We start from the raw sequence: 19543 nt of genomic DNA on the forward strand, positions 1-19543 counted from the left end.
CCCATGCCGCGTGCCTTTTCCGAACTGACCTTCACACCCGCCGTGCGCGCCCACCAAGATCGCATGGGTTCGGCGGACGGTTATGCAAAATTCATCGAAGGTGGGCCGCAGCAAGGCCATCGGATTGGTCCGGCTGAGCAAGAGTTTATTCAGGCCCGGGACGGGTTCTATCAGGCCACCGTGTCCGAGACAGGTTGGCCTTATGTGCAGTACCGTGGCGGACCGATTGGATTTCTTAGGGTTCTGGACGACCGAACCATCGGCTATGCGGATTTCTCAGGCAATCAGCAGTATATTTCGCGCGGCAATCTGGACGGCAACGACCGGGTTGCGCTGATCCTGATGGATTACGCAAACAGCCGCCGCCTTAAGATACTTGGGCGGATGGCTTTCACCGAAGGGGCAAATGCTGCTGCCCACCTCTTTCCAGAGGGTGTCGAAGCCAAGGCTGAGCGCGCCGCGATCCTCCATGTCGAAGCGCTGGACTGGAACTGCCCGCGCCACATCACGCCCCGCTTTACTGAGGCCCAATTGAGGCCGCACATGAACGCGCTGGGTCAGCAATTGGCTGAGCTGCAGGCCGAAAATCAAAGACTGCGTCAGGAACTGGCCGCATTGAAGTCTGCAACCACCTAACCCGCGCCAAACCGACGCGGGCCAGGGAAATGATGGCTCAACCCTTGACCTTCCCGTGACTGGAACCCTTATTTCAGAGGCGAAAGTCACTTTTGGGACGACTCGGATGTCGGCATCACAACACAATCAGATCAAGATTACGGGCATGAACTGCGCCTCCTGCGTCGGCCGGGTTGAGGCCGCGTTGGGTGCGTTGCCCGGCGTCAGAGAGGCTGCGGTGAACTTCGCGACCGGCACGGCGGATGTGACCCATGACGCCGCGCTTTCGGATATTTTGACTGCATTGGATACAGCGGGCTACCCTGCGGCGGCACGTCAGGCACGTTTGAAGATCGATGGGATGAGCTGCGCGTCCTGTGTCTCCCGGATCGAGCGTACTCTGCATGCCATCCCCGGTGTGACGGAGGCATCGGTCAACCTCGCCAATGCAAGTGCTGTGATCGACTATGCCGACGGCCTGACCGATCCGGCATCGCTGGCAAAACGCGTGTCCGAGGCCGGATACCCAGCCAGACCCGCCGATACGGGCGCAGAGGATCAGGATGAAAAAGCCGAAGAACTTGCCGGTTTGCACCGTACGACACTGATCGCGGCGGCGCTGGCCGTGCCGGTGTTCATCCTTGAAATGGGCGGGCATATGATCCCGGCCTTTCATCAATGGATGATGGCCACAATTGGGGCACAGACCAGTCATGTGATCCAATTCGCCCTGACCACGATATTGCTGATCGGTCCCGGGCGCGTGTTTTATGCCAAAGGTATCCCCTCGCTTCTGCGCGGCGCGCCGGACATGAATGCGCTCGTCGCGCTGGGTACCGGGGCTGCGTATCTTTATTCGGTGATTGCAACCTTTGTACCGCAGGTGCTGCCGCAGGGCACCGCCAATGTGTATTTCGAGGCCGCAGCCGTCATTGTCGTCCTGATCCTGCTAGGCCGTTTGCTGGAGGCCCGTGCCAAAGGGCGGACCGGGGCCGCCATACGCAAACTGGTTAGGCTGCAGCCCAAAATTGCACGTGTCGAAAAAGATGGTCAGCTGATCGACCGCACCATCGCCGAGATTGTGGTCAGTGACATCGTTCAAATCCGACCCGGAGAGCGCGTGCCTGTGGATGGTACCGTGCTGGACGGCAATTCTTATATCGATGAGAGCATGATTACCGGCGAGCCCGTGCCCGTTGGCAAAGCCATCGGTGATCCTGTTGTTGGCGGTACAGTGAACGGCACCGGGGCTCTGCGCATTCAGGCGACGCATGTGGGCGCGGATACGGTCCTGGCGCAGGTCATCGGGATGGTCGAGCAAGCGCAAGGGGCAAAGCTGCCCATTCAGGGGCTTGTCGACCGGATTACCTATTATTTCGTCCCTGCTGTTATGGCGATTGCTGTGCTGACGGTAGCGGTGTGGTTGATCTTTGGCCCTGCCCCGGCCTTGCCATTGGCTTTGGTCGCCGGGGTATCGGTCCTGATCATTGCCTGCCCCTGCGCGATGGGTCTGGCGACGCCGACCTCGATCATGGTGGGCACGGGCCGCGCTGCCGAGTTGGGCGTGCTGTTCCGCAAGGGTGACGCGCTGCAACAATTGCAACAGGCCAAGGTCATCGCGCTGGACAAAACAGGGACGCTGACACTGGGCCGACCGGAACTGGAAGAGGTCATCATCACCAACGGCTTTGACCGCGCCGAGGCTCTGCGCCTCGCCGCCGCTGCCGAGGCCCGGTCCGAGCACCCGATCGCCACAGCGATCACTCGTGCTGGGCCCCAGGCCTTGCCCGAGATCGAAGCGTTCGAGTCCCTGACTGGCCTCGGCCTGCGCGCTCAGATCGAGGGGCGCGACGTGCTGGTTGGCGCGGATCGGCTGATGGCCCAGAATGACATTGATCTGGGCGACCTGCGGACCGAGGCGCAAAAGCGCGCTGCACAAGGTGCGACACCGATCTATGTCGCCATCGACGGTCAGGCCGCAGCAGCTTTGGCCGTATCCGATCCGATCAAACCGGGTACGACCGAGGCGCTGGCCCGCTTGCATGAGATGGGCGTAACGCTGGCGATGATCACAGGCGACAATGCACAGACGGCTCATGCTTTGGCCGACCGTTTGGGCATCGATCATGTCACAGCCGAGGTGTTGCCCGATGGCAAGGTCGCCGCGATCTCAGCCCTGCAGCAGCAGTTCGGTGCACTCGCTTTTGTGGGCGACGGAATTAATGATGCTCCGGCGCTGGCAACGGCGGATATCGGTGTCGCGATTGGCACCGGCACCGATGTGGCGATTGAAACTGCAGACGTCGTACTGATGTCAGGCGATCTGCGCGGCGTGGCCAATGCGGTCGAGATCAGCCGCCGGACCATGCGCAACATCCGGCAGAACCTTGGCTGGGCCTTTGGCTACAACACGCTTCTGATCCCGGTTGCTGCCGGGGTGTTGTATCCGTTTGGCGGGCATCTGTTATCGCCGGCTCTGGCCGCAGGAGCGATGGCGCTCTCGAGCGTCTTCGTTGTTTCAAACGCGCTGCGCCTGCGGCGTGTAAGAGCCAGCCTGCCGGAAGCGCAGACCAACACGAGCCAAAGAGAGATGGCGGCATGAATATCGGAGACGTCTCAACCCGCACCGGCCTGCCTGCCAAGACAATTCGGTATTACGAGGACATCAACCTGATCAAACCGCTGCGCGACGACAACGGATATCGGCGTTTTCGGGATCAGGACATTCACAAGCTGAACTTTCTGGGCCGCGCCCGCGCCCTGGGGTTCACGATCGAGGATTGTCGCACTCTGTTGGCGCTCTACGAAGACGAATCCCGTGCCAGCGCTGATGTGAAACGCGTGGCGCGCGATCATCTGGCCCGGATCGATGCGAAGATCGTCGATCTGAAGGGCATGCGCGATACGCTCAGCCATCTTGTCGAAGCCTGCGCCGGAGATGACCGCCCGGATTGTCCGATTCTGAAAGACCTGGGCCACAAAGCGTGACGCGGGGTTGCCCTTTGGGCTCAGCTTTGCTTTGTCTTCGCTGAACATTCCGGCGCGATGCGCGCGCCGGACAGCGGAGGGGATCTCAAAAATGGCAAAAGTCGCGTTCCTTGGCCTGGGTGTCATGGGCTATCCGATGGCGGGGCACCTGCAGGCTGCAGGGCATGAGGTCACGGTTTACAATCGCACCGCAAGCAAGGCCGAGACCTGGGTTGCACAGCATGGTGGCGCGATGGCGACCACGCCGCGCGCAGCGGCGGAGGGTGCGGATTTCGTGATGGCCTGCGTCGGGAATGATGACGATCTGCGCATGGTTTGCTCTGGTGAGGAAGGTGCCTTTCACGGGATGGCGGAGGGTGCGATCTTTGTGGATCACACCACCGTTTCAGCGAAAGTGACGCGCGAGCTTTATGCGGCCGGTCAAGCGAAGGGTATTGCTTTTGTCGACGCGCCGATCTCGGGCGGACAGGCGGGCGCTGAGAATGGCGTGTTGTCGATCATGTGCGGTGGGGATCAGGCGGCTTACGACAAGGCCGAGCCTATGATGCAGGTCTATTCGAAGATCTGCCGCAGGATTGGTGACAGCGGCGCGGGTCAGATGACCAAGATGTGCAACCAGATCGCCATCGCCGGGCTGGTGCAGGGCCTGAGCGAAGCGTTGCACTTTGCCGAGAAAGCCGGGCTGGATGGCCGCGCTGTGGTGGAGGTGATCAGTCAAGGCGCCGCAGGCAGTTGGCAGATGGCGAACCGCTATGAGACCATGCTGGATGATCATTTTGAGCATGGCTTTGCCGTGGATTGGATGCGCAAGGATCTGGGGATTTGTCTGGAAACTGCAGATGAAACCGGGGCGTCCTTGCCGGTGACTGCTCTGGTCGATCAGTTTTACAAGGATGTGCAGAAGCTGGGCGGGGGGCGTTGGGATACGTCCTCTCTGTTCAAGCGGTTGCGCGCGTTGGGGTGATCGAAGAGGGGGCTGTCTGCCCCCCATCGCGCCTGTCGGCGCGATTCCCCCCGAAGATATTTTTGGCCAGATGAAGAGGATCCCCTTTGGGGAGAGCTAAGGGGTGTCGCATGAGCGATTTGAACGCATATTGGGCCGGGAAGCTACGCCAACGCTGGGGGCTGGATGCTCGGTTGACGCGGTTGGATGGGGAATATGACCTCAACTTTCTGGTGCAGGCGACCAACGGTCAGGATTATGTGCTGAAGGTCATGCGGGCGGGGTGTGAGCCCGGATTGGTCGATTTGCAGATCAAAGCCTTGGAACATATCGCTTCGGCAGCGCCCGGGCTGCCTTTTCCAAAGGTCTTCCCCGATCTCTCGGAAGCGATGTTGCCCGCAATTGAAGATGAAAGCGGAACGGAACGGTTGGTTTGGTTGCTGGAGCGGTTGCCGGGTGAGTGTTATGCGCGCAGCGCGCCCAAGACAGAGGATCTGATCCTGAAGCTGGGTCGCGTGCTAGGCGCGACAGATCGGGCGCTGGAAGGGTTCGATCATGCGGGTCTGCATCGTGAGGGGTTCAAGTGGGACCTGATGCAGGCGGGTTGGATTGCCGATCAGTTGGAAGCAATTGAGGACACTGTGCGGCGTGCCCTGTTGCAGGATGTTGTGGCTGGCTTTGATGCCATTCGCAGCCAGCTGGATGATCTGCCCAAACAGGCCATTCACAATGATGCAAATGACTACAACATTCTGGTCGAGGGTGAATTGAGCGAACGCCGCAGCGTCTCGGGCCTGATTGATCTTGGAGATATGTGCGCCGCACCGCGGATATGCGATCTTGCGATTGCCGGAGCCTATGTGGTGCTGGATCATCCCAAGCCCGAACGCGCGCTGGCAGCGCTGGTGCGCGGCTATCATGCCGCCAACCGGTTGCGCGCAGATGAGGTCGATTTGATCTGGCCTCTGTTGCAGATGCGGCTTGCGGTGTCCGTTGTGAACTCGACCCTTATGGCAGCGGAAAACCCGGATGACCCTTATGTGACGGTCAGTCAGGCCCCGGCGTGGCGATTTCTTGAGAACACATCGCTCAATGGCCATTTGATGTCGGCGCGGCTGCGCACGGCCTGTGGTTTGCCGGTGGTGGACGGAGCGGAGCGCATACATGCCTATCTGGCCAACCATCGCGGGCAGTTCGCGCAAATGTTCGGGCAGGATTTGAGCGCAACGCCCATGGGCTCGCTTTCGGTTGAAAATTCGACCTGGCCTCAGAACCCGTTCCACATGCCCCTTGAAGAGGCAGCGCGCGTGGGGGAGGAGTTCGGTGAAGGCCTTTGGCTGGGATATTACAACGAGCCCCGCCTGATCTATGCCGAGCCGGGTTTCCGCAAGGGGCCGTGGAAGGCCTCGGATCGGCGGACGGTGCATCTGGCTGTGGATGTGTTTGCGCCTGCGGGGACCGTTCTGCATGCGCCGCTCAGTGGTCGGGTCGAAGCGGTAGAAAACCGCGATGCGCATCTGGACTATGGCGGGGTGGTGATCCTGCATCATGAGACGTCGGATGGCGATGCATTCTATACGCTTTACGGCCATCTTGACCCCGAGGTCTGCGACCGTTTGAAACCGGGAGATCCGGTGGCGCAGGGCGCGGCTTTTGCGCAACTGGGGGACGCCACGCAAAACGGCGGTTGGGCGCCGCATGTGCATTTCCAACTGGCGTTGACCACACGAGGCATGCAAGCCGACTGGCCCGGCGTGGCCGATCCGGATGAGTTGGAGCTGTGGAATGCTGTCTGCCCCAACCCGGCTGCGCTGTTGAACCTGCCGGACGATAAGGTCGCGTATCGCCCGACGGACAAGCAGAAGATTCTGCAGGGGCGGCACAATCACTTCGGGGGCAACCTCAGCCTGACATACGATGATCCGGTCATGCTGGTGCGCGGTTGGAAGCACCATCTGTTCGATGAATGGGGTCGCCCCTATCTGGACGCCTATAACAACGTGCCCCACGTGGGGCACGCGCATCCGCGGATTCAGGCGGTCGCAGCGGATCAGCTGAAGCGGATGAACTCGAACACCCGCTATCTGCACCCTGCACAGACCGCCTTTGCTGAGAAGGTCTTGTCAAAACTCCCCGACCGGTTAGAGGTCTGCTTCTTCGTCAACTCCGGCACCGAGGCCAATGAGCTGGCCTTGCGTCTGGCGCGGGCGCATACCGGGGCGAAGGGGATCGTAACGCCGGATCACGGGTATCATGGCAATACCAACGCGGCGGTGGCGATCTCGGCCTACAAGTTCAACAAGCCGGGCGGCGTCGGCAAGGCGGATTGGGTGGAGCTGGTTGAGGTTGCGGATGATTATCGCGGCCCGTTCAAGCGGGACGATCCCGACTGCGCCACAAAATTCGCGAATTTTGTCGATCCCGCGATTGCCGCTTTGCAGGAACGCGGCCACGGTGTCGCTGGATTCATCGCAGAAACCTTCCCGTCGGTCGGAGGGCAGATCATTCCGCCCAAAGGATATCTGCCTGCCGTCTATGATAAAATCCGCGCTGCGGGTGGTGTTTGCATCGCCGACGAAGTGCAGACTGGGCTTGGTCGTCTTGGAGAGCATTATTTCGGCTTCGAACATCAGGGCGCGCTGCCGGATATCGTGGTGATGGGCAAACCCATCGGCAACGGGCATCCTCTGGGTGTGCTGGTCACGACCAAAGAGATCGCACAAAGCTTTGATAACGGGATCGAGTTCTTCTCGACCTTCGGCGGATCAACTCTGTCCTGCCGCATCGGTAAAGAGGTGCTGGATATCGTTGATGACGAAGGCCTGCAGGACAATGCCCGCGTTATGGGAGCCCGCCTGATGGAAGGGCTGCGGCAGATCGAAACCGATTTCCCGCAGGTCGGCGATGTGCGCGGCATGGGTCTGTTTCTGGGTGTCGAGTTGATCAATCCCGATGGTTCAGAGGCCAGCGAGATCTGCAGCTATGTCAAAAACCGGATGCGGGATCATCGCATTCTGATCGGCAGTGAGGGGCCGAAGGACAACATCCTGAAGATCCGCCCTCCGCTGACGATCGAAGCCGAGGATGTGGATATGATCCTCTGGGCCCTGCGCGATGTGTTGTCCGAGGTGGGCGATTACACGCCAGAGCCTTCTTGCGATCATGATCATCATCACGCCGGTTGCGGCTGCTGCTAAAAAACAAAACCCCGGCAAAATGGCCGGGGTTTTGAGTTTACCGATCAGTGGAGCACCGAGCTTGGGGGTTGGTGCCCTGTCGTCGGCAGGGGGATTGAGGCGGTCATGCGACGCAAGGCCAGACCAAGTTCTTCTGACAACGACGCCAGAGCGGGGGCGAAATCCGGGCGCACGATCAAAGAAGCCATCATCATCGCATCTTCGCGCGCGCCTTCGGAGGCGGCGGCAATCATCTGGGCAAAGCAGTTCTCATCCGCGCCCAGACAGGAGCATCCGAGCCCGTGCCGAACCAGTGGTCTCCGCCCGTGATGAGCACAGAGCGCGCACAATCGATCCAGCGTCAGCATAGCGGCCCGACCATGATCCACGCCCAGCGCGATGTCGAAATCGCTGGCCGCATTGGCACGACCGGTTTCACCATCGCCCCATAGACGCAAGTACATCACAGCACCTGCCTCAACCGGGGTCAGATCGGACAGTCGTCCAACGGCGGCACCGCCGCGCGATGCAGGCACGCTCATTTCGTCAGGATCAGTTTGCCCGCGCGGGTGATGCGCAGGGTGTAAAGCTGATCACCAAGCTCGATATGAGCCAGGTTCCCGCCTGCGGTCAGGTCTTCTGCCTTATGCGCGGGCAGCATCGAGATAGCATAGCTTTGGGTCGGATTGGGGGTCTGCGCGTTCATCGGAGCATCTCCAGAGCGTTTTGGCACTTGGCCTTATCTGTTCGTGGTTCGCTTGATCTGGCTGACCCGATCTCGGGTTGGCTGACTGTTCTCAACCCTTAATCTGATAAAAATAGTAAGATTTGTCAACCCTTGGTTTTTTAGGCATTTCAACCGCTTCCTGTTGCACAGATCGCCGCTGCGCCTTAGGCCTTGGGCGTACCTGAACAGAGACGGAATCGAACATGGTGGCAGTTGTAGTATTTGACCTGGACGGGACTCTGGTGGACAGCATCGCCGACATCGCAAATGCCGCGAACCGGATGCTGACAGATCAGGGACTCACCCCCCTGCCCCAGGATACGATCCGAAGCTTCGTCGGCAACGGCTTGCCCAAGCTGGTCGAGCGGGTCATCGATCATTGCGGGATCGACCGGGATCGACACCCGGAGCTAACACAGCTCACTCTGCGCCATTACAATGCCGTCGCCTGTGATCAGACCGCCGTCTATCCCGGCGTACCCGAGGCGCTTGAACAACTGCGTGCCATGGGCTGCACTCTGGGCGTATGCACCAACAAGCCCGAAGAACCGGCGCGTCATGTCTTGGACGCACTGAATCTGTCACAGTATTTCGACGTGGTCTTTGGCGGCGACAGCCTGAACACCCGCAAACCCGATCCTGCGCATCTACACGCCAGCTTCGAGGCCCTGCCTGATACCGGCCCCCGCATATTTGTCGGAGACAGCGAAGTCGACGCTGAAACCGCGCACAGGGCGAAGGTGCCATTCCTGTTGTTCACCGAAGGCTATCGCAAATCACCGATCACCGAGATGCACCATACGCTCAGCTATGCCGACAGCGCGGAATTGCCCGATCTGGTGAACCAGATCCTCGGGGACACACCACAGCACTCATGACCCCTAAAAAAAGAGAGAGGGGCCGGCCAAGGGGGTAAGAAGCCAGCCCCTCATCGGGGGAAATTTGTGAAAGTGGTACGGGCGTTCTGCCCGGTGTTAATGAATAATTAACGTATCTACCCAAGCGCCGAAATTGGGGGATTCCCGTAGAGCAGCGCTTTTTTGTCAAAACTCCAGCAAAATAACGTCCATCCGGGTGCGTTTTGCGACCTATCCGGCAGACATTCCGGCGGCTGCGCGGGCGATCACAAGTTCTTCGTTGGTAGGTATGACCATCAGCTTCACGGCGGACGACTCGGTCGAGATCACACGTGCACTGCCGGCATTGGCTTTCTCGTCCAGCTCAGCCCCGAGCCACCCTAGATCCGAGCAAATCTCGGATCGTATCAAAACCGAATTCTCTCCGATCCCACCGGTGAACACTACAGCGTCCAGACCACCAAGCACCGCTGTAAGCGATCCCAGTTCCCGGCGGGCGCGGAAGGTGAAGTACTCGATTGCCCGCTTGGCCTCAGGCGTATCCGACTGTTCAAGTGTGCGCATATCGTTGGACAGACCCGACAACCCCAGAAGACCCGACTTGCGATATAGCAGGTCCGATATCTCTTCTGCCTCCATACCCTTCTGCTGCATCAAGTACAGCATCACGCCCGGATCAAGCTGACCGCAGCGCGTGCCCATCGGCAAGCCATCCAGCGCTGAAAAGCCCATGGTCGAGCCCACCGAGCGACCTCCATGAATGGCGCACATTGATGCGCCATTGCCCAGATGCGCCACGATCACCCGCCCGGAATGCACCCCTGGCGCAGTCTGGGCCAGGTGACCCGAGATGTAGTCGTAGCTGAGCCCATGGAAGCCATAGCGACGGACACCCATGTCATAATATTCAGTCGGCAGCGCGAAGGTATCGTTCACCCACGGGTGATGACGATGAAAGGCTGTGTCGAAACAGGCCACCTGAGTGGCCTCGGGAAAGCGCGCCATCGCGGCCCGCGCACCGGCTAAGTTATAGGGCTGGTGCAGCGGCGCGAAGGGTTTCAGCGCCTCCAGTGCGCTTAGAACATCGGGGGTAATGGTAGCGGGCCGGTCGTTATCCGGACCTCCGTGCACGATGCGGTGCCCCACCGCAGCGACCCGGGCTGCGGGAAACTGGTTCTGCAGCAGGCTGAGAACCCGATCCAGCGCGCTGTCGTGATCGCGGATTGCATCCGAAACCTCGTCGATCAGTCTGCTGCCATCCGCCCCACGCAGGCTGACCGACGCCCCGGGGCTGCCGATCCTGTCGACCATTCCGGTGCAGACCGGGCTGGGATCGCCGTCGCCCCGAGCGAACAGCCCGAATTTCAGCGACGAGGAACCAGCATTCAGCGTAACGATATGATCCATCAAACCTTTCCAGACAACCGCGCCGCATGCAACGCCGCCACGGCGCAAGAGGCGAGGCGCGCCTTGTCGTCATCCGCACGGCTGTTCAGAATAATCGGCACCCTCGCCCCCAGCACCACTCCGGCACCTTCGGCATGGGCAATATAGGTCAGCTGTTTGGCCAGCATATTGCCAGCGTCCAGATTGGGTACGACCAGAATGTCGGCGCGGCCCGCCACTTCCGAGACAATCCCTTTGGTACGTGCTGCCGCCAGGCTAACCGCGTTGTCCATGGCCAGAGGGCCATCGACCAGACCGCCCTTGATCTGCCCACGCTCGGCCATCTTGGACAAAAGCGCTGCGTCGATAGAGGAGCGGATCGCGGGGTTCACCGTCTCGACCGCCGACAGAACACCAACCTTTGGCGCGCCGATACCGATTGAGATCGCCAGATCGATGGCATTCTGGGTGATGTCGATTTTCGTTTCCAGATCAGGCTCGATATTGATGGCCGCATCGGTCACCAGCAGCGGATGAGGCTGCCCGGGTACATCCATTACAAACACATGGGTAAAGCGTCGCCCGACTTTCAAACCCCTGTCACGCCGGAGCGCGGCGCGCAGCAGGTCATCCGTGTGCAGATGGCCCTTCATCAAGGCCTCGGCACGGCCATCCATCACCAGATCGACTGCCTTGTTGGCGGCATCGAAATGGCCCGCGACAGGGATGATCTCGGTCTCGCCCAACGGCAGATCAATCTCTTTGGAGGCTGCCAGTATCTTGTCGGGATCGCCGATCAGGATTGGTTCGATAATGGTCTCGCGCGCCGCCAGAAGCGCCCCGCCGAGCGAGTTCGGCTCTTCCGGGGCGATCACGGCTGTGGGGATCGGGGGCAACGGGCGCGACCGATCCAGCAACGCGTCGAAATGCCGGTGCCGCTGCACCACAAGACCCGGCACTTCGATCTCATGAAATGACATCTCTTTTTCCGGCGCGATCACCACCGCGGTGCCAGAGACGATCACCGCATCATCGCTGGGTCGGATCACCTGAGTTTCCAGAACCACCTCTCGGTTCTCGCGCTTTTCGACGACCGTAACGCGCGCCATCAGTTCCTCGCCCGCATGGGCGCGAGTGCTGAAATCGAAGCTTTGCGACTTATAGAGCGTCCCAGCACCCGGCAGGATATTCCCCAGCACGGCCGATATCAGAGCCCCGACAAACATCGCGGGCGCAATCGCCTCATCTATGTTGTCGCCATCTCCATCCTCGGCCGCCAGATGCAGGGGGTTATGATTACCGGAGTTCGACGCGAAGACATAAAAATCATCCTCGGTGCAAATCCGTCTTAACTCGGCCGTATCGCCAATCTGTAGCTGATCGTAGGGCTTGTTGTGGTACTGCATGGATACTCTCGACGGCTGATTTGTACCGAGCATTATGAGATTTCAGGTAAATATCCAATGACGTTCGCGGAGTTTTCTAGGGCTCAAAACCATCTGGCACGCCGAAGAGCGGCGTATCCAGCGTTGTGCCTTTCAACGCGCCCAAGAATGCCACCAAATCGGCGATCTGGGAGTCGGTCAGCTCCAACGGCTCAATATCGATCTTCTGGCGCTGGCGGTCCATCTCAAACCGGTCCTGCCAAACGATGAAATCCACCTTGGCCAGCCACGGTACATCCGGCAACCCAGCCATTTCAGGGGTCCAGGCCTCAAGGCTCTGCGATGGATTCAGGTGGTGACGGATGATGCCTTCCAGATCGGGAAAGGCGCCATTATGGCCGTAGGGCGCTGTCTCGGTCACGTTGCGCAGCATCGGGGTGCGAAAGCGATAGGCGTCCTCAAGCCGGTCGCTTTCCCCCATGCGACCCACATCGCGGGCATAGGGGTCCCATTGGCGGGTCTTGCCTGGACCGAAAGGCGGCAGGCCCAGCGCGTGGAATTTCTGATCCGACAGCAAAGGTCCCGAGTGGCAGTTTGCGCATCCCGCCTCGCCAAAGAACAGGGTCATGCCGTCGTGCTGCTGCGGCGTTAAAGCCGTGTGATCCCCTGCCAGGTATTGATCGAACGGGCTGTCCATGCTGCGCCATTCCAGCGCCATGAATGCCGCCAGCGCGTTGGCGACTTGGGTGATCGAGATATCCTCTGTCGCGTCGATTTCGTCGAAAGCCTCGACCATGGCGAGGCCATAGCGCGGATCGGTGCGAACGCGCTTGGCAAGGATCGGCCAGCCCTTGTCGATGCGGTCATGCACCGCGCCGGTGACCTGATTTTCCGCCACATTCCCGGCCATCTCAAATTGCGAGGTCAGCGGGAACAGTGCCTGCGCCGCCAGCAAAGAATTCAGCCCCTCCGGCAGCCATTCCTGCGCGGGCGAGTTGAAGCCGTTGCCGTAGACATCCGAAATACTCAGGCGGCCATCGTGGAAGACTGTGTGAAGCTCCTTTGTCCCAAGGTTCCACAAACCTGGTGAATTGCGCGGAATGCGCTTGCGGATCTTGTCTGCACCGATGCCCGGCGTGCGATCTGGCCCCAGGCCCTGCCCGCCCTCGCCGATGCCCAGCGACAACCCGTCCGAGGTGCCGAAATCCGGGTGGTGGCAATGAGCGCAACTGATGTTCTGGTTGCCCGACAGGATCGGGTCGTAAAACAGTTGATGACCAATGGCGGCCTGTTTCATATCAAAGGGGAGGAAATCATCATCCGTCAGCGGACGCGGCAAATCCTGAGCAGCCGCAGCCCCTGCCAAAAGGAAAGCAATCCCATGCGTCAGCTTGTATTTGCCCTTTGCCTTCTCGCGACCCCAGCGCTGGCTGAGTTGGAACAGGCACGCAATCTGATGGAGGCCGGAGAGTTTGAAGCAGCGCGCGAGGAACTGCTGCCCGCCGCTCGGTCCGGAAATGCCGAAGCCGAGGAATTGATCGGTGTGATGTACGGGTTGGGGCTTGGGGTCAAACAGGACTATGAGCGGGCGTTTGAATGGTATCTGCGCGCATCGATGAAGGGGCATCCGGGGGCGCAATCCGGCATCGGCTGGTATTATGAGCTGGGTCTCGGCATGCCCGCGCCTGATCTGGTGCGGGCCTATATGTGGTACACACTCAGCGCGATTGGCGGCGATCCCGATGCAGCGATCAGCCTTGAGGAAGTGGTCAAGAAAATGACGCCGGAGCAGATCGAAAGGGCGCATGTTCTGGTCAACGACTACAAAGGGTGGATGTACCCGTTTCGGTGAAGGCCGGGCCACGAGGGCCCGACCCAATATCTCAGTTCAGGTCCGCATCGCGTGAGGCGTTCACGTCCGCCTCGGCTGCTGCCACAGCGTCCGTCAACGCTACAAAGATCTCATCGCCACGTGTCACATTGGACTGGAACCAGTCATAGACCGGGGTTGCAGCCTCTTTGAACGCAGCCTTCTGGTCGGGTGTCAGGACATAAAGGTCACCGCCACCGGCGACAAAATCCTCATAAGCCTGAATCGACTTGCGCTTGGGCGAGGCAAAGGTCGCCTGCTGCAGAGCATAGAAGCCGTCCACGACGACACGGCGCATATCCTCGGGCATCTCCTGGAACTTGGCGTTGTTCATCCACCACAACGCGCCCATATAGGCGTGGCCGTCCAGCGTGACATATTGCAGGCCCGCGTCAGGGAATTTCATGCCCATGATGTCAGTGATACCGTTCTTGGACCCTTCAACAACGCCAGTCTGGAAGCTGGTGAACAGTTCCGGCCACGGGATCGGGGTGGGTGATGCACCCAGCGCCTTCACCAGTTCCTGCGGCAGGTCGGCGACCACGGTGCGGATCTTCAAGCCCTCCATGTCGGCGGGCTCAGCAATACGGCGCTGGGTGTTGGCGAAGTTGCGCCAGCCGCCGGTGTTGCCGATGGTCATCAGTCGGATCGCGCCGCCGGAATCCTCAAGCGCCATGTCACGCATGGTGCGGGTGAAATCGCCGGAAAGGACATGCTCGGCAATGCGGTCATCGGCCATCAGGTAAGGCAGGTCCAGAACCTGCACATAAGGAAAGATGCCCGAGGCCCCGCCCGAGGTGGAGATATAGATGTCGATGGTGCCATCGGCCACGCCCTGCAGGCACTCAGCACCGTTCGAACACAGCTGCGTGCCGATGAACAGCTCAACCTCGATGGCGCCGTTCGAGGCAGCCTCGACATAGTTCTTGAAGACGACCAGCCCGTCATAGTCTTCGTCATTTTCGTTCGAGTTGGCAGTGGCGCGCAGCGTATAGTCGGCAGCGGTCGCGACCATGGCGGACGCGGCCACCAGCGATGTGGCCACCGCTGCGGTTTTCATAAATCTTCTGAGCATGCGTTTCCTCCCTGTGATACTCAGTTCAGTTTGCAAATCCCGTTATCCTCGGGATCGTCATGGATAGTGCGGGGATATAAGTGATCAGAAAGATCACGATAATTTCGACTGCCAGAAACGGCAGGATTGCCTTGGCGATGGTCTCAACCCGTTCGCGTGAAACTGCGGCAGCCACAAATAGAACCAACCCCATGGGCGGTGTGGCCAGACCGACGGTCAGGTTGACGCTCATGATGATGGCGAAATGGATCGGGTCTACGCCGAGGCTGGTGAAGATCGGACCAAGGATCGGGCCAAGGATGATGATCGCGGGGCCTGCGTCCAGAAACATGCCGACGATGAACAGCAGCAGGTTGATCAGGAACAGCAGGATCAGCGGGTTTTCCGACAGGCTGAGGATCAGCGAGGCCAATTGTTCCGGCGCATGGCTGAGACTAACGACCGTCTTGAACGCCATCGCCGCGCCGACCAGCAACAGGACGACCGCCGAAGTCATGCCTGCATTGCTAAGTATTTCGGGAACTTCCTTCAAAGTAAGGGTGCGCAGAACAAAGAAACCGATGATGAAGGCATATCCCACGGCCACGGCGGCGGCCTCGGTTGGGGTGAATATACCGCCAAGAATACCACCCAGAATGATCACTGGTGTCATCAGCGGAAAGAACGCTTTCAGACTGGCCTGACGGCGTTCGGGCCAAGTGTATTTGCGGCTGGCGACTGGGAAGTCATACCGATCGGCCATGACCTTGATCATAAGCATCAAGCCAACGCCAACCATCACACCGGGTACGATACCAGCAAGGAACAGCGCCGCCACACTTTCACCCATGACATAGGCATAGATGATCATAATACCCGAAGGCGGGATGATTGGCCCGATCACCGAACTGGCCGCCGTGATCGCGGCGGCGAATTTGCGGGTATAGCCCTGCTTCTCCATCGCCGGGATCAACATAGATCCAAGCGCCGAGGTGTCAGCCACGGCAGAGCCCGAAAGGCCAGCGAACAGGATCGAGCTCAGCACGTTCACATGTGCAAGGCCGCCCCGCAGGTGGCCCATCAGGGCCTGACTGAACTCGACGAGACGGATGGTGATGCCGCCGCGGTTCATCAACTCTCCAGCCAGCATGAAAAACGGAATGGCCATCAGCGGGAAGCTGTCCATGCCGTTATAAACATTGCGATAAAGCAGCGTGATGTCGTTGGTCTGACCGCTGAGCCACAGCAAAATACCCGGAGCGGCCAGCAATGCAAAAAAGACCGGCAGGCCGATCAGCAGGAAAATCAGGAATGTGGGTAGGAACCAAATCAGCATTTATTCAGCCCCCACCGCAGCTTCGGGAATCTCAGGCAGAAGATGCCCTCCGCCCAGCATGGTCACGATGGACCGCAGGATCAGCTCGATATTGACCGAGATCAGAAGGATGATCCCCACCAGCAGTGACGCCATCATCCAACTGCGCGGAATGCGATACCATTCGTCGAACCCGAAAGAAGTGGGCAGATACAGGGCCGCAGTGGCGAACCGGCCACCAAATCCCGTCACCTCGGACCAGCCGATATTGACTGCAACCAGCAGGACGGCCAGCGAGATCAGCAGCAGGAATAGATTCAGCGAAAGGCCAAGCACGCGCGGCAGGAAGCGCTGCAGCATGTCGATGGCGACAAAACCTCCGCGTCGGAAGGCTGTGGGCGCCATCAGGCCCGTCATCCAGAGCATACAGAACCGCGCAGCCTCGTCCGGCCATGGCAGAGCGTTTCCAAGAACGTATCGAAAGAACACCTGGATCAGGATTGCGATCACCATGAATGCAATCGCAACGACACCAACCGCGCGGCCCAGTCGCAGCACGGTTTCGTTCACGAATGCAATCGGCGCTAACGCCGATGCCAGTCCGCCCATGCGGATCCTCCCTTGTTCAGCCGCGGGTTTGCCCCGCAGTCGTCATATCGCGCTTAGTTCTGCGCGAATTGGCCGAGTTTTCCGGCAAAGAAAGTCAGCGCGTCTCCATCCGCCATGCTGACTTTCAGAACTTTGCCCACCACGATCACATGATCGCCTGCATCGTGATAGGCGTGCTGCTCGCATTCGAACCGGGCAAGACTGCCCGGCAAGAGCGGGGTGCCGTTTACACATCGGTCATGTTCGATATCGCGCAACGCATGGGCGTCTTTTGAACAGCCAAAGCACAGCTCTGCCTGTTCAGCAGACAGAACATGCACGCTGAAATGACGTGCCGCGTAAAAATAGCGGAACCGGCGCGAATTGCGGTCGCCCGCCCACATCACCAGCGGTGGGTCCAGCGACAGGGACGAAAAGCTGTTGGCAGTAATACAGATCGGGCCATCTTCGCTGTCGCAGGTCACGACAGTAACTCCGGTGGCAAAACGGCCAAAGGCATCACGAAGGGTTCGCGTGTCGTCTTTATGCGGGACAAATGTATGGTTCATATCGCGCGAGATTGCATTCATCATGGCACCTCATGTCCCAGCGCCGCCTCATACAGGCGGTACCAGCTTTCACGATCCAGCTTGACCTTCAAAGCGTCCGAGGCGCGTTTGATACGGCCCAGATTATTTGTGCCTAGAACCGGCAGGATGTTCGCCGGATGTGCGAGCAGGAAGGCAACGGCCACTGCGGCGCGATCCACACCGAATTCTGCGGCAATCTCATCCGCAACAACACCGACCGGAGGGTTCCCGGCCATCAAAAGGCCCCCGCCAAGCGGGGACCATGCCATAAGCGGATGTCCATGCTGTTGGTGGAACGCCAGATCGCCATTGGTGAATGGGCTGATTTCCCCAAGCGAGATTTCAATCTGATTGGTGACCAACTGGGTTTTCATCGCCGACTGCAGCAAGGACCAATCCCACGGACGGAAGTTGGACACGCCAACCGCGCCGACCTTGCCACTGGCGACTACCTCATCCAACGCTGCACCGGTTTCATGGTGGTCCATCATTGGATCAGGGCGATGGATCAACAGCAGATCGATGTGATCGATCGCCATTTCGGACAGCGACGTCTCCACCGATTTCAGAATATGCGCGCGCGACGTGTCGTAGTATTTGACCTTGGCCTCAGCATAGCGGCCAACCGGAGCGACGATGTCACATTTGGTGACAATCTCCATCTTCTGGCGCAGGCTGGGATTGGCGCGCAAGGCATTGCCCAGAACGGCCTCGGCCGCGTATCCGCCGTAAATATCTGCTTGATCGAAGGTGGTGATGCCCTGATCCAGACAAGCCTGAATCTTGGCCTCGACATGCGCGGTCGAGGTGTCGCTGTCGTCACCCAAGCGCCACATGCCATAGACAAGGCGGCTCATTTCCAGCGTGTCAGATAGTTTCACACGTTGCATCAGCGACGAACTCCGTTGCCCAGCGGGGTCGCCGGGGTGGTTACAGGCACGCGCCCGTAGGCTTCGGGCAGCGAGCAGGTTTTCAAGTTGGGCATCACACAGGCGCCAAAATGCTTGGCCTCATCCATGTGCGGGTAGCCCGAGAAGATGAAGGCGCGGATGCCCATCTTCTGATATTCTTCGATCTTGGACATGACCTGATCGGTTGACCCGACCAGCGCCGCGCCACAGCCCGACCGCGCGCGTCCGACGCCTGTCCACAAGCCCGGCTCGACATAACCGTATTCATCCGCCAGATCGCGGTTCTTCGCCTGATGCGCCACGCCCAGTGAGGTCGCGTCCAGCGCCCGTTCGCGGATGGCGCGGCCATATTCGTCATCCAGTTTCGAGACGATGTAATCCGCATATTCCTGCGCCTCAGCCTCGGTATCCCGAACAATCATGTGGACGCGCAGGCCATAGTCCAGCGTGCGATTGTAATTCTCGGCCACAGCGTGAACGGCCTTCATCCGTTCGGCCAGTTGGTCCTTCGTCTCAGGCCACATCAGGTAGACATCGCAATGCTCGCCGCACAGGTCCAAAGCAGACGGCGAGTAGCCGCCGAAATACAGCAGTGGGCCACCGGTCTGGTAAGGCCGAGCCGGGTCGGTGTTCAGGCCTGAAAAGTTATAGACCTCGCCCGCATGGTTGATTTCGTCCTGCGTCCAGGCCTGTTTCAGGATCTCGACCACTTCGCGCGAGCGCTGATAGCGGAACGCGCTGTCGGCTTTCTCGCCGGGGAAGTCGGAAGAGATGATGTTGACCGTCAGCCGCCCCTTAAGCATGTGGTCCAGCGTCGCGATGGTGCGGGCCAGCATGATGGGCTGCATCTCACCACAGCGTACAGCAGCCAGCAGATTGATCTTTTCGGTGATCGGCGCGCAACCTGCGACGAAACTCAGCGTATCCTGACCGACCTGATAGGACGACGGGCACAGAATGTTGCGAAAGCCTTGCGCCTCGGCTTCTTTCACGATGCCCGAACAATGCTCCCAACTGGATCGCAGATCACCGTCGGGCACACCGAGGAACTGGTAGTCATCCGAACACAGCGCTGCGAACCACGAAACCTCGGCCGCATCCAGATCAGGGGATGTGATGGGGACGATGCTCATTTGAT

At 59.6% G+C, this 19543-nt stretch carries 18 protein-coding genes; 7 read left to right on the plus strand and 11 right to left on the minus strand.

Features of this window, described 5'->3' with window-relative positions; translation table 11 throughout:
- Positions 1 to 3: 3 nt before the first annotated feature.
- From ACR0NF_RS18020 to ACR0NF_RS18040, 5 genes are all read left to right on the plus strand, one after another.
- The gene (locus ACR0NF_RS18020) at positions 4 to 636 is read left to right on the plus strand and encodes a pyridoxamine 5'-phosphate oxidase family protein (protein WP_480778722.1); all 633 of its coding nucleotides are present in this window, start codon (positions 4 to 6) and stop codon (positions 634 to 636) included.
- A 106-nt stretch (positions 637 to 742) separates the two neighbouring features.
- Positions 743 to 3217 (plus strand): heavy metal translocating P-type ATPase, encoded by a 2475-nt coding sequence (locus ACR0NF_RS18025; protein WP_480778723.1) that lies wholly within the window; start codon positions 743 to 745, stop codon positions 3215 to 3217.
- Positions 3214 to 3603 (plus strand): Cu(I)-responsive transcriptional regulator, encoded by a 390-nt coding sequence (gene cueR / locus ACR0NF_RS18030; RefSeq protein ID WP_480656951.1) that lies wholly within the window; start codon positions 3214 to 3216, stop codon positions 3601 to 3603. Before ACR0NF_RS18025 ends, cueR begins: the two co-directional genes overlap by 4 nt.
- 91 nt (positions 3604 to 3694) lie before the next feature.
- Entirely contained in the window at positions 3695 to 4567 is an 873-nt protein-coding gene (locus ACR0NF_RS18035) for an NAD(P)-dependent oxidoreductase (RefSeq protein WP_480468956.1), read from the plus strand.
- A gap of 110 nt (positions 4568 to 4677) precedes the next feature.
- Positions 4678 to 7743, plus strand: coding sequence for an aminotransferase class III-fold pyridoxal phosphate-dependent enzyme (locus tag ACR0NF_RS18040; RefSeq protein WP_480778724.1), 3066 nt, complete (start codon positions 4678 to 4680; stop codon positions 7741 to 7743).
- Positions 7744 to 7787: 44 nt separating this feature from the next.
- On the opposite strand, the gene ACR0NF_RS18045 is transcribed toward ACR0NF_RS18040, so the two are convergent.
- Positions 7788 to 8264 carry a hypothetical protein gene (locus ACR0NF_RS18045; RefSeq protein WP_480656948.1) on the minus strand — a complete coding sequence of 159 codons (477 nt, stop codon included), beginning with the start codon at positions 8262 to 8264 and terminating at the stop codon, positions 7788 to 7790.
- Entirely contained in the window at positions 8261 to 8428 is a 168-nt protein-coding gene (gene hemP / locus ACR0NF_RS18050) for a hemin uptake protein HemP (RefSeq protein WP_480468953.1), read from the minus strand. Before hemP ends, ACR0NF_RS18045 begins: the two co-directional genes overlap by 4 nt.
- A gap of 224 nt (positions 8429 to 8652) precedes the next feature.
- Between hemP and gph the strand changes: the two genes are divergently transcribed.
- Positions 8653 to 9327 (plus strand): phosphoglycolate phosphatase, encoded by a 675-nt coding sequence (gene gph / locus ACR0NF_RS18055; RefSeq protein ID WP_480468952.1) that lies wholly within the window; start codon positions 8653 to 8655, stop codon positions 9325 to 9327.
- 210 nt (positions 9328 to 9537) lie between these two features.
- Here the strand turns inward: gph and ACR0NF_RS18060 are convergent, their stop codons facing one another.
- The 3 genes from ACR0NF_RS18060 to ACR0NF_RS18070 form a co-directional block, all read right to left on the minus strand.
- Entirely contained in the window at positions 9538 to 10713 is a 1176-nt protein-coding gene (locus tag ACR0NF_RS18060; protein WP_480468951.1) for an acetate/propionate family kinase, read from the minus strand.
- Positions 10713 to 12098: a bifunctional enoyl-CoA hydratase/phosphate acetyltransferase gene (locus ACR0NF_RS18065; RefSeq protein ID WP_480656947.1), complete on the minus strand. Its 1386-nt coding sequence runs from the start codon at positions 12096 to 12098 to the stop codon at positions 10713 to 10715. Before ACR0NF_RS18065 ends, ACR0NF_RS18060 begins: the two co-directional genes overlap by 1 nt.
- Positions 12099 to 12174: 76 nt before the next feature.
- Positions 12175 to 13443 (minus strand): cytochrome-c peroxidase, encoded by a 1269-nt coding sequence (locus ACR0NF_RS18070; protein WP_480778725.1) that lies wholly within the window; start codon positions 13441 to 13443, stop codon positions 12175 to 12177.
- Between the two features lie 15 nt (positions 13444 to 13458).
- Between ACR0NF_RS18070 and ACR0NF_RS18075 the strand changes: the two genes are divergently transcribed.
- On the plus strand, positions 13459 to 13929 hold the full coding sequence (locus tag ACR0NF_RS18075) for a tetratricopeptide repeat protein (RefSeq protein WP_480468948.1): 471 nt from the start codon (positions 13459 to 13461) through the stop codon (positions 13927 to 13929).
- Between the two features lie 31 nt (positions 13930 to 13960).
- Here the strand turns inward: ACR0NF_RS18075 and ACR0NF_RS18080 are convergent, their stop codons facing one another.
- The 6 genes from ACR0NF_RS18080 to ACR0NF_RS18105 are packed head-to-tail and all read right to left on the minus strand — an operon-like array spanning position 13961 to position 19538.
- On the minus strand, positions 13961 to 15022 hold the full coding sequence (locus tag ACR0NF_RS18080) for a TRAP transporter substrate-binding protein (RefSeq protein WP_480468947.1): 1062 nt from the start codon (positions 15020 to 15022) through the stop codon (positions 13961 to 13963).
- Between the two features lie 25 nt (positions 15023 to 15047).
- On the minus strand, positions 15048 to 16337 hold the full coding sequence (locus ACR0NF_RS18085; RefSeq protein ID WP_039540899.1) for a TRAP transporter large permease: 1290 nt from the start codon (positions 16335 to 16337) through the stop codon (positions 15048 to 15050).
- Positions 16338 to 16925 (minus strand): TRAP transporter small permease subunit, encoded by a 588-nt coding sequence (locus ACR0NF_RS18090; protein WP_170514490.1) that lies wholly within the window; start codon positions 16923 to 16925, stop codon positions 16338 to 16340.
- Positions 16926 to 16978: 53 nt separating this feature from the next.
- On the minus strand, positions 16979 to 17494 hold the full coding sequence (locus ACR0NF_RS18095; RefSeq protein WP_480778748.1) for a flavin reductase family protein: 516 nt from the start codon (positions 17492 to 17494) through the stop codon (positions 16979 to 16981).
- Entirely contained in the window at positions 17494 to 18384 is an 891-nt protein-coding gene (locus ACR0NF_RS18100) for an aldo/keto reductase (RefSeq protein WP_480778726.1), read from the minus strand. The genes ACR0NF_RS18095 and ACR0NF_RS18100 overlap by 1 nt, the downstream gene beginning before the upstream one ends.
- Positions 18384 to 19538: an LLM class flavin-dependent oxidoreductase gene (locus ACR0NF_RS18105; RefSeq protein WP_480778727.1), complete on the minus strand. Its 1155-nt coding sequence runs from the start codon at positions 19536 to 19538 to the stop codon at positions 18384 to 18386. Before ACR0NF_RS18105 ends, ACR0NF_RS18100 begins: the two co-directional genes overlap by 1 nt.
- Positions 19539 to 19543: the final 5 nt, after the last annotated feature.

It is taken from the genome of Ruegeria sp. CF4, assembly GCF_056537345.1.